The following is a 1,192-nucleotide window of genomic DNA, read 5'->3' as shown; positions in this document are numbered from 1 at the left end:
CACGTGGCTGTGCCACACCACCACCGGCGGGGCCGAGCGTATCCATGGCCACATGGAAGAATGGCTGCAGACCGAGTGGTGGGACTGGAAAGTCTACGTCGCGAACGTCACCGAGCAATATGCGCAGGTCGCCGTGGTAGGTCCGAACGCCCGCAAGGTACTTGAGAAGCTGGGCGGCATGGATCTGTCGAAAGAGGCGCTGCCCTTCATGGAATGGCGCGATGGCAAGATCGGCGCGTTCGACGCGCGGGCCTACCGTATCTCGTTCTCGGGTGAGCTGTCCTATGAGATCGCGGTCCCTGCAAGCCAAGGTCAGGCGTTCTGGGACGCTCTGATCGAGGCAGGGCAGGAGTTCGGAGTGATGCCATACGGCACCGAATGTCTGCATATTCTGCGTGCCGAGAAAGGCTTTATCATGATCGGCGATGAGACCGACGGCACCGTGATCCCGCAGGATCTGGGGCTGCACTGGGCGCTGTCCAAAAAGAAAGAGGATTACCTCGGAAAACGCGCCCATTCGCGGACCCATATGGCCGATCCTGAGCGCTGGAAACTGGTTGGTCTTGAGACTGTGGATGGATCGGTTCTACCGGACGGTGCCTATGCGGTGGGCGAGGGCGTGAATGCGAACGGTCAGCGCAACATGATCGGTCGCGTAACTTCGACCTACTACTCGGCCAATCTGGGTAAAGGCATCGCCATGGGCATGATCAAACACGGCCCCGACCGGATGGGCGAAGTGGTCGAGTTCCCGGGCACTGACGGCAAAACCTACAAGGCCAAGATCGTGGACCCGATCTTCTATGACAAGGACGGGGAGAAGCAGAATGTCTGAACCCATCAGCGCACTGAACCACGCCTCATATGATGGCATCGCCAAGATCGAGGAATGCGGCCTACAGGGCATGATCACACTGCGCGGTGATCTGTCGGATAAGGTACTGGCTAAGGTTGTCAAAGACGCCACCGGGCAGAAAGTGCCCGGTCAGCGTGAAGCGTTTGTGAATGGCGACACCGGTGTTTGCTGGATGTCCACCGACGAATTGCTGGTGCTTGTGCCTTATGCCGAGGTCGAGGCCAAACTCGCCGCGATGACCAACGCGCTAAGTGGTACGCACGCACTGGCGGTCAACGTCTCCGACGCGCGGGCCGTATTCCGCGTTTCGGGCGCGAACGCGCGCGAGGTATTGGG

2 protein-coding genes are annotated in these 1,192 nt (G+C 59.8%); both read left to right on the top strand.

The genetic code is table 11. The annotated features are described in order from the left end of the window. A partial coding sequence (locus ACR0EL_RS21685) for an aminomethyl transferase family protein (RefSeq protein WP_480502247.1) occupies nt 1-835 on the top strand: 835 nt, incomplete at its 5' end. Then, on the top strand, nt 828-1,192 hold a 365-nt coding region (locus ACR0EL_RS21680), incomplete at its 3' end, for a sarcosine oxidase subunit gamma (RefSeq protein ID WP_480502246.1). The genes ACR0EL_RS21685 and ACR0EL_RS21680, both read left to right, overlap by 8 nt.

It is taken from the genome of Ruegeria sp. AH12, assembly GCF_056541465.1.
The sequence above is the reverse complement of the archived record's forward strand: the minus strand, read 5'-3'. Positions and strand labels throughout refer to the sequence as shown.